At 44.3% G+C, this 9346-nt stretch carries 11 protein-coding genes; 7 read left to right on the forward strand and 4 right to left on the reverse strand.

Translation table 11 applies throughout. The features are described 5' to 3' along the window. Window positions 1-121: 121 nt before the first annotated feature. Both QT979_RS05780 and QT979_RS05785 read left to right on the forward strand, forming a co-directional pair. The gene (locus QT979_RS05780) at window positions 122-871 is read left to right on the forward strand and encodes a methyltransferase domain-containing protein (protein ID WP_333209561.1); all 750 of its coding nucleotides are present in this window, start codon (window positions 122-124) and stop codon (window positions 869-871) included. 130 nt (window positions 872-1001) lie between these two features. After that, the gene (locus tag QT979_RS05785) at window positions 1002-2360 is read left to right on the forward strand and encodes an FAD-binding oxidoreductase (protein ID WP_333308592.1); all 1359 of its coding nucleotides are present in this window, start codon (window positions 1002-1004) and stop codon (window positions 2358-2360) included. Window positions 2361-2478: 118 nt separating this feature from the next. Here QT979_RS05785 and QT979_RS05790 read toward each other — a convergent pair whose 3' ends face one another. Together QT979_RS05790 and QT979_RS05795 are read right to left on the reverse strand one after the other, a co-directional pair. Next, window positions 2479-2862 carry a hypothetical protein gene (locus QT979_RS05790; protein WP_333260425.1) on the reverse strand — a complete coding sequence of 128 codons (384 nt, stop codon included), beginning with the start codon at window positions 2860-2862 and terminating at the stop codon, window positions 2479-2481. 370 nt (window positions 2863-3232) lie between these two features. Continuing rightward, window positions 3233-4123, reverse strand: a complete 891-nt coding sequence (locus QT979_RS05795) for an ABC transporter permease (protein WP_333308612.1) — start codon at window positions 4121-4123, stop codon at window positions 3233-3235. Between the two features lie 480 nt (window positions 4124-4603). Between QT979_RS05795 and QT979_RS05800 the strand changes: the two genes are divergently transcribed. The 4 genes from QT979_RS05800 to QT979_RS05815 are packed head-to-tail and all read left to right on the forward strand — an operon-like array spanning window position 4604 to window position 6151. After that, window positions 4604-5020 carry an element excision factor XisH family protein gene (locus tag QT979_RS05800; RefSeq protein WP_333209552.1) on the forward strand — a complete coding sequence of 139 codons (417 nt, stop codon included), beginning with the start codon at window positions 4604-4606 and terminating at the stop codon, window positions 5018-5020. Further along, window positions 5008-5343, forward strand: coding sequence for a XisI protein (locus tag QT979_RS05805; protein ID WP_333209551.1), 336 nt, complete (start codon window positions 5008-5010; stop codon window positions 5341-5343). Before QT979_RS05800 ends, QT979_RS05805 begins: the two co-directional genes overlap by 13 nt. 17 nt (window positions 5344-5360) lie before the next feature. Then, entirely contained in the window at window positions 5361-5732 is a 372-nt protein-coding gene (locus tag QT979_RS05810; protein WP_333308594.1) for a hypothetical protein, read from the forward strand. Further along, window positions 5729-6151, forward strand: coding sequence for a putative toxin-antitoxin system toxin component, PIN family (locus tag QT979_RS05815; RefSeq protein WP_333308597.1), 423 nt, complete (start codon window positions 5729-5731; stop codon window positions 6149-6151). Before QT979_RS05810 ends, QT979_RS05815 begins: the two co-directional genes overlap by 4 nt. An 80-nt stretch (window positions 6152-6231) precedes the next feature. On the opposite strand, the gene QT979_RS05820 is transcribed toward QT979_RS05815, so the two are convergent. Beyond that, on the reverse strand, window positions 6232-6762 hold the full coding sequence (locus QT979_RS05820; protein WP_333054427.1) for a hypothetical protein: 531 nt from the start codon (window positions 6760-6762) through the stop codon (window positions 6232-6234). Window positions 6763-6795: 33 nt separating this feature from the next. After that, a complete protein-coding gene (locus tag QT979_RS05825; RefSeq protein WP_333308598.1) occupies window positions 6796-7308 on the reverse strand; it encodes a hypothetical protein in 513 nt (170 codons plus the stop codon). Window positions 7309-7731: 423 nt separating this feature from the next. Here QT979_RS05825 and QT979_RS05830 point away from each other — a divergent pair, with 423 nt between their 5' ends. Beyond that, the gene (locus tag QT979_RS05830) at window positions 7732-9141 is read left to right on the forward strand and encodes an NB-ARC domain-containing protein (RefSeq protein ID WP_333308600.1); all 1410 of its coding nucleotides are present in this window, start codon (window positions 7732-7734) and stop codon (window positions 9139-9141) included. Window positions 9142-9346: the final 205 nt, after the last annotated feature.

The raw sequence follows: 9346 nt of genomic DNA on the forward strand, positions 1-9346 counted from the left end.
GATTTTCTGTTGAGTGAAGTACAGATGCTCGGTTAAGGACATGGCAGCGCCCTGTCCCTACTTCACGCACTTTTTGCTTTATCTCGGTTAGGATAGCAATTGTAGTCTATGGTTGGCGATCGTGAATTCTGACTCTACTGTCTCACCTACTAACAAGGAAATTTTTCCGGGAGAAGTTTTCGTCAATACTGCTGATTTTGATACGGGCATTCGGCGACTTTTACCTAAATATGACGAAATGCTGGATGTAGTAGCAGGCTGCATTGCTAACACAAACCACCGCATTTTAGAACTCGGCTGCGGTACGGGGGAACTCACTTTAAAAGTTCTCCAACGCTACCCGTCTGCCGAAATAGTTGCTGTCGATTACTCGCCGCGAATGCTTGATTTTGCCCGCGCCAAAATAGAGTCGGCAGGATACGCAGCCCGGTGGACTGGCATAGAAATGGACTTTGGAGAATGGGCGAAAAATCCAAATTTCTCAGGCTTGAGCGATAAATTCAATGCTTGCGTTTCATCTCTGGCAATTCACCATCTTGAGGACGAGATGAAGTTGAAATTGTTTCAACGGATTCGCGGAAGTTTAAATGCTGGTGGCTGTTTTTGGAATGCCGACCCTCTTTTAGCAGAATCAGCAGCAATGAAAGATATTTATCAAGCGGCGCGAGAAGATTGGGCGCTAAGTCAGGGGGAAACGTTAGCACAAATTCGGGCAAATGTGGGGACGAGCGTCTCTTACGGCTATTCTAATCCCGATCGCCTAGCTACACTTTCGGCACAGTTGGAAATGCTGGTAAAAGCTGGATTTGAGACTGTTGTAGTTCCTTGGAAATACTACGGTATGGCAGTCTTTGGGGGATTGGTTAATTGAAAAAAGCAGTCCTGCTATTTAGGATGAAACCTCAGCACCTTACTGCTTAAAGAAAGATTGCAGTTAGTATTTTAGGTTACTAAGTTCTGTTTGAGAAAATATATAATCCTGTCAGGATTGAGGAAACAAAATGACTGCAAATGCGATTCAAAGTATTGACTGGGATGCTTTTTCTTCGGAACTATCGGGAATTGAAATAATTAGCGATCGCGCGCAAGTTGTCAAGCTATCTCAAGACTATTATCACTTCAGTCCTGTTTTGCAACCTCTCTTAAGTGATAAAACAGGAGATTTAGTAGTTCGTCCCGCCAACGAAGCCGAAGTTTTGCGGATTGCTGCAGCCTGCGTCAAATTCAAAATTCCGCTAACTGTCAGAGGTGCAGGAACGGGCAATTACGGGCAGTGCATTCCCCTGAAGGGTGGCGTCATTTTAGATACCACCAAAATGCACAGTATCCGCTGGATAAAACCGGGTTTAGCTTGCGTAGAACCAGGGGTGAAAATGTCGGTTTTCGACAAACAAGCGCGAGAAACTGGTTGGGAATTGCGGATGGTTCCCTCAACCTATCGCACCGCAACGATTGGGGGATTTATCGGCGGCGGTAGCGGGGGAATTGGTTCGATAACTTACGGGCAATTGCGCGATCGGGGAAATCTTCATGCCGTTCGAGTCGTTACAATGGAAGACGAGCCCCGCGTCATCGAATTACGCGGCGATGAAGTGCAAAAAGTCAATCACGCTTACGGCACAAATGGGATTATTACAGAGTTAGAAATTCCCCTCGCCCCTGCTTATGCTTGGGCGGAAATCATTGTCGCTTTTGACGATTTTATGACATCGGCAAACTTCGGTCAAGCTTTGGGCGATGCTGACGGAATTATCAAAAAACTAATTTGTGTTTGTGCTTGGCCGATTCCTGCTTATTTTGCTGCTTTCCGCGAGGAGATTCCTGAAGGTAAGCACTGCGCTTTGTTAATGGTAGCTGAATCTTGTCTGGAACCGCTGCAAGATTTGGTGCGCGAATATGGCGGCACAATTTGCTATCAAAAAAACGCGCAAGCAGCGAACAAAGGTGCAGCAATTGCTGAATTTACTTGGAATCATACAACTCTGCACGCTCGCAGCGCTGACCCGTCTCTGACTTATTTGCAGACGATTTTTCCCCCAGATAAAGGTTTGAAATTGATTGAGGAACTGTACAATTATTATGGGGATGAGGTGTTGATGCACTTGGAGTTTTTGCGGATAAATGGCAGGGCGATCGCCGCGGCTTTGCAAATAGTTCGCTACACTACGGCATCACGGCTAAATGAAATTATTCGCTATCACGAAGAGCAAGGCGCAATGATTGCTAATCCTCACACTTATATATTGGAAGATGGAGGGATGAAAAGTATTAATGTGGAACAGTTGCAGTTTAAAGAGTTGGTCGATCCTTACGGTTTGCTTAATCCGGGTAAAATGCGGGCGTGGTTGGAACGGGATTAAGCGCGATGGTTTTTAGATAAGATTCGGATCTTGAAATCGCTGCTAGACAAACTTTCGTCCGCCTAAGCGCTGGCTTCGCCCACGCGGACTCAGAAATGAGCAAACAGCATTTGTAAATTTAAGGGACGGGGGCGGTAATTTCTGCTGGTGCGATCGCCCCTTCAGAAGGTACAGCTTGCTTTTCCAGTAGTTGGCGCTGTTTGTTGCGAAATTCTGCTGCCGCATCGTTCAAATTTTGGCGCTGTTCGCTATTAAATTCTTCCATGCTGCGGCCGCCTCCCAATTGGGATCTGTGAATTAAATCAAATATTGCGCTGCCGCTGCTGCGGCCGGAAAATGGGTCGGTATTGTCTTGAGTTTGAAAGTCTTGCAGCGGTTGGGCATTATTTAAACCGCTGGCTTGAGCGAAGCTTGCTTGAGGGGAGAACAGAGCACAGGATGCGATCGCGCTTGCAGCAATCCCCATCATCAATTTACCGGATTTGGAAGTTTTGGTGTTCATAATTTATTAGTTGAATCTTCAAAAAAACAATTCTATCTAAACAATATTCTGACTTGCGACTAAATATTATATTACTTCGCTGGGGCTAAGGACAGGGCAATGCCCATTGGTGTGAACAATCGCCTGAAAGCCTTGATAAACCTCGTTTTTAGCTGAGTCCAGATCCCCCTAAATCCCCCTTAAGAAGGGGGACTTTGATCCATTTCCGGTTCCCCCCTTCGTAGGGGCGGTGCCCCCGTGCCCGCCCTTGGCTAGGGGGGATCTAGGCTTAATAGTCCAACACCATTCTGTGACTGGGTTTGACGTTAAGTTGACACCAATGGGCTCTTGGAGTGTCCCTAGAATTGACGGTGCAGGTGAAACGCTCGCCCTAAGCAAACCTGCGTCTCAGCAGCGGTTGAATGCTCAGCAGCGCCACCAAATCAAACGCCAGCAGCACTAACAGGGCTCCTCCAAAGGTGACTGTACCCCAAGGAGCTTGCATCACGACACTGGCTAGCGACCAATCGCTGTGCAGGTACAGGTAGCGGATGGGTTCGATCGCGTAACTCAGAGGATTGAGAGTCACCACAACTTGCAGCCACTCTGGCATAAATGACAGCGGCGCGAGGGCTGTGCTGGCAAATAACAGCGGCAGGTTAGTAACAAAAATTACCGCAATTAATTCTACGTGACCGGGAAGAGCGAAGGCTAAACCCAGACTCAAGCCGGTGACGCCCAAAACTAGCAGCAGCACAATCAGGGCGATCGCCCCTAGTCCGGCAATTCCGGGGAATCCCGCGCCCAAAAATGCCCCCGCTGTAACGATTGTGCCGGTTTGGATAAAGCTGAGGGTGACGATAAAAATAGCCGAAGCTAGGACGATCGAAAATCTGGAAGCCAAGGGCGCGACTAACAAGCGGTTGAGAAATCCGAACTCGCGATCGAACATAATCGGCAAACCAGCATTCAGCGCCCCGGCAAAGGCTGTAAAAACTATTACACCAGCGCCGAGAAATTGTCCGTAATTCTGGCTTTCGCCGAACAAGCCTGCGGGTGCATTTTCAAACAGAGCTCCGAACAAAACCAACCACATCAGGGGCTGAATAATGCCTGCAACTAGCGTCGAGGGGCGGCGCTGCAATTGAATAAACAGGCGCTTGGTTAAGGCGAGTGTTTCTTGGATGAAGTCGCCCAGCAGGGAAGTGGAAGTGTCAGCGGATGCTGTGGAGAGTTGCCGCTGCTGGTTGAGGTTGTTGGGGGATGTAACAGTACCGCTCATAATTGCTTGTTGATTAAATCTAACTCTCTTTACAGTAGCAAGTCTGGAGGTATTGGTGCTGTTGGGCGGGCGATCGCTTTTTGTGTGGAGTTTTGGTAAACTGAATATCATGTTATCGCACACACCAGACCTCGCCGAACAAGTTAATGATTGGGAATTTATCGAATTGTGGGTAGATCCGATTGTTTTTCCTCCTCGTATTTTGATGTTAGTGAGTGCCAAAAATAGAGGATTTTGTATTTACTAGCCATCAGCTAACTATAAGTCTCTATTTTCAAGTTCAAGTTATGATGAGGCTCATTCATGGCTTTTGGAAGATGAGTATGAGCGCTGCGATGGTCGGCTTTGAGCGGAGGAAATTGTTGGATTTTTTTAGAGGGATATCGTGCTAAAATTAAGGCGAGCAGAATTATCCAGACTTGATAATCATCGTAGATTTTAGGATATAATCGTATTGATTTAAAATTGACTTCTTCCAATATGCCAGCCAAAGACCTATATCACAATGTTGTCAAAAACGCCCTCATCAAAGACGGATGGAGAATTACCCACGATCCCTTGCGATTAAAATGGGGAATTAAAGATATGTACGTGGATTTGGGCGCAGAGCGGATTTTAAGTGCTGAGAAAGCTGGACAGAAGATAGCTGTAGAAGTCAAAAGTTTTGTGGGCGCATCAGACATGAATGACCTGGAGAATGCGCTGGGTCAATACTTAGTTTATCGTTCTGTTATAGCTAGAACTGAACCCGATAGAAAGCTATATCTAGCTATTACACAATCAGTTTTTAGCGAATTATTGTCGGAACCGCTTGGTCAAATTATTAGAGCCGATTATCAAGTATGTTTAATCGTTTTTGCCGAACAAAATGAGGAGATAGTACAATGGGAACCTTAGAGAATTATCGTCGCATTATCAAAAAAATTCTGACTGAATATGCTCAAATACCTTATGCTTATGGAGACATTCAGATTCAAACGGTTTTTGATAGCGATTCCGACCGTTATTTGCTAATAATATTGGGGCGCGAAAACGATATCAGAGTTCACGGATGTTTAGTTCATGTTGATATTATTGAGGGAAAAATTTGGATTCAAAGAGATGGAACTGAAGAGGGAATTGCGAATGAGTTAGTAGCGGGGGGAATCCCCAAAGAACAGATTGTTTTGGGATTCCGTTCTCCCAATATTCGGCAGTACACCGGATTTGCGGTAAATTAAATATAGAGGATAAAGCTATGTCATCAAGGGCGATCGCCACTTTGGTCAAAATTATGGAATCTTTGCCGGAAACTCTGCAAGATAGAGTGGTTGAACACCTGCGAGAATACATTCTGAAATCAAATATTACTGTTCCTGTCAACCCCGACGGTAAGTTAGAAATTCCCGCTGAGATTGAGGCTCAACTGAAGCCTGGGGATCGATATGCAGTTACAGTTACAGGAGATAGTATTGTTTTTCAGAAGGTAGCAGGTTTTGACTGGGAGGAATGGGAACGGCGAATAGAAGCAGCGAGTCCAGATCCTGATGAGTTAACAATGGAAGAAATTTGCGAACTTGTGCGGGAAGTGCGTCGCGAGAAAGGTTCTGAAATAGAGTCGCACAAATGAAAATTGTAGTGGATACTAATATCTTTGTGTCAGGCTGGCTGTGGGGAGGTATCCCAGCTCGTTTATTCAGATTAGCTCGAACTCGTCAACTCATATTTTGTGCTTCTGAACCAATACTAGCAGAATTAGAGAATACTTTAAACAAACAAAAACTCCAGGCGAGATTACAGTCTTTGAGTTTTACCGTTAATGGTTTAATGAGGGGAACGCGAGAGATAGTGGAAGTTTATCCAATTTCCACTATCGACGTGCCTGAGTTACGAGATGCTAATGACAATATGATTTTAGGAACTGCGATCGCTGCTGATGCTGATGCAATTGTTACGGGCGATCTGGATTTGTTAGTGTTGCAGGAATATGAGGGGATTCCTATTGTTACGGCTAGGGAGTTTTTGGAGCGTTATTTTCCAGAAAATTAGGAGGCGATCGCTCTTGGTTTAAGTAAGGGCGATCGCAGACTTACAACTTAGAATTCCCAGGTTACGCAGTCAGAAGGCAGTTAGGGTTTAGCAGCTTTTACCACATCCTCAACCATTTTAATCGCCTCTTTGATTGCAATTTTACCGCTTTCTACGGCGCTAATTAAATCCTGAGCGTCTTTCGGGCTAATTAAATCGAGCCTGACGGGTTCTTTCAACGAAACAATAAATTTAGTTTTATCGCTATCTTCCAGCTTAGAGGCTCTTTCTTTCGCTTCAACATCTCTTAGCTGTTCTTTTAAGTTTTTAAGCATTTCTGCTTGTTTTCCCTGGTCAAAAGTGCCATCAAATAACATTCGTTTTACCCCTACAAGAGCAGCAGCACCTAAAGCTGCACCGCCAACAACTAATCCTACGGGAGGTGCAACGGCTATTAACCCAAATAATACAGATCCACCACCGAAAGCTGCCGCCGCCGCACCAGCACCGGCAGCCCCCACCACACCAATGCCAATATCTCCTAAAATCCCTAATTTATCATGTGGGTTTTTTTCCAGTTGCTCTATTGACTTCAGAATTTGCTCTTTGGTTGGCGTTTTATTTGCAGACATATTAGACCTCAATCTTTTTTCTAATTTAGGCAGTTAAGCAGTGATGACGTTGCGGAAAATTGTATTGAAAACGTCTATCAGTAGTTGAAAAAATGCTTTGGCAATCTCAATCATGTCTTGAGCAATTCCAATAATTCCATCATCAGACACCTCTTGGCCTTGGGCAAGTTTATCGAGTCGGTGGCCGGCTATTGCACCAATTGGGATACCCAGCGCTGTTGCCAAAGGTGCTAATAACGGGCCGACAAATGGTATCGAATTTGCCAAAATTCCTACAGCGACGCCAACAGCAGCCCCTATAACTAAATTGGGATGCGCCTTGACAAATTCTATAATTTTAATCAGGAGAATTTTACCGATGAATAAAACTTTGTTAGCAGCTTTTTTCGTGTATGTGGCAAGTTCATGCAGCCGGATCGTGACTTCATGCGGCAAGCCGATATCATTTAACCACACATACAAGTCGCTGCTGCTCATTGCATCAGCATCGACTTGCCAGAGAGCCATTTTTAAATTAGCTTGCGGTAGGGATAATGCACTAGACATAATTTTTTAGCCTCTTGGAAATTACCAAATTTTTACGAACATTTCACGAGGCGAAAAGCCCCTAAACGTCTTGCAATTATTAAAAAAGCTGGTTGATAAAAAAGCAAACCCAGGCGGATTAACATCGGCACTCCTACCCATGTCAAAACTCAGGGCAAAACTAATTTATGAGCCTTTTTATTTACTTCTTTGCTCACTGACGCAACCACATTTTAAGCAATTTCTTGCTTTAATGCCCCTCATTAAAAAGTTTAACTTTAATTTTTATGTATTGTCCAGTAGGAGAATGTCACAATTGGCCAGTAGTTGATAAAATTAGCTAGCCGTTAAAAGTCACATTTTGCCATCCTAAGTCAGAAAAAGTCAGAAAAAGTCAGAAAAAATCTGATACAATAGACAAAACTTCCTACACCTACCCAATAAATGGATGTTCAAGAACTCTTAAGGTTGGCCGATGGCTTGGTGTTCACTAAGACGGGCAAACACCTAGACGATCGGCAACAGGCAGTAGTACGGGGAACTTGGCAAGGTAAAAGATACTCCGAAATTTCCCAAGAGGTTCATTGTACTGAACGCCATGTCAGAAATATTGCATCAAAGTTATGGAAAATTCTTTCAAAAATCTTAGATGAAGATGTTAATAAATCCAATTTGAACTCCACAATGGAAAGATATGAAATCTCTAAAATTTCAAATTCTGGTTATTTTAACCTTGTCCACAAAGGGAATATAAACGTCTGCACAGAAGCCTCACACCCTCCAACAACTCCACAAAACTCACCCCCTACACAAACCCCAACTGAAGACGACACCCAAGAGAAACTGCGACTCGATTTAAGAGATGCACCGGAGCTCAAAACCTTCTACAACTACCCCAACTCACCCCTCACCGCCCTCGAAAACTCGATCGCCCACCAAAACTGCCGCCTCCTCACCATCACAGGCATGGCAGGCACCGGCAAAAGTGCGATCGCCCGTAACCTCATCCCCCAAATTCAAACTCAGTTCGATCGCATCATCTGGCGCAGTCTCCGCACTTCTCCGCCCCTCGAAACAACCCTCAAAACCCTCATTCAATTTCTCTCAAATCAACCAGAAATTAACATTCCCGCCAACACCGATGTTCAGTTATCAATCCTAATCGAATATTTGCGAGACAATCGCTGTCTAATCATCCTCGATGACGTGCAGCAAATTCTCAGCAGCGGGCAACTTCCAGGACATTATAAACCAGGATATGAAAACTACGGAACCCTATTTAAACTCATCGGCGAAATTCCCCACAATAGCTGCTTAATTCTCAATAGTTGGGAACCTCCCTCAGACATCATCACATTCACCGACGATAATTCAGCAGTACGTTTATTGCAGTTAACCGGTTTAGGTGAAGCAGCAACAGAAATTCTTAGACAAAAGGGTTTGTTGGATGAAGAAGCCTGGCCGGAATTGATTAACCTTTATCAAGGTAATCCCCTGTGGTTAAAATTAGTCGCTCAAACCATTAACAACTTATTTGGCGGTAGAGTCTCTCAATATTTAAGCTATCAACCAGTATTTTTAAGCGATGAATTGACACCGATATTGCAGCAGCACTATCAGCGGTTGTCGGAAATAGAAAAACAGGCGCTCGACCTAATCAGCAATGAAATTGAGCCGATTTCGTTTACCCAATGGATGGCAAAATGTCAAGGGTCAGAAGGCGAATTATGTAAAGCAATTCAATCTTTAGCAAGACGGGGAATGATCGAAAAATTGAGCGGTGAAACAGAAACCGTTTTCACGATTCCACCTGTGTTAAAACAGTATGTTAAAATGGTTCAAGAGGAGTCTTAAATATATAGCTAATTGTTACAATGGTAGATACAAAACAACTCCTTTCCACTCCGATTGTTCGCTACAGTTAACCAGCACCAGAAGTTCATCAATAGCCTGTCTCACTGGCATTCGATCGTTAATTATAACTGTAGTTTAGACTAAAAAATCAGTGCAGCTAAAAGTAGCAGCCTTTTAGCAGAAGGCAAGCTGTTGCTCAAAAACT

It is taken from the genome of Microcoleus sp. w2-18bC1, from assembly GCF_036700365.1.
GTDB lineage: Bacteria > Cyanobacteriota > Cyanobacteriia > Cyanobacteriales > Microcoleaceae > Microcoleus.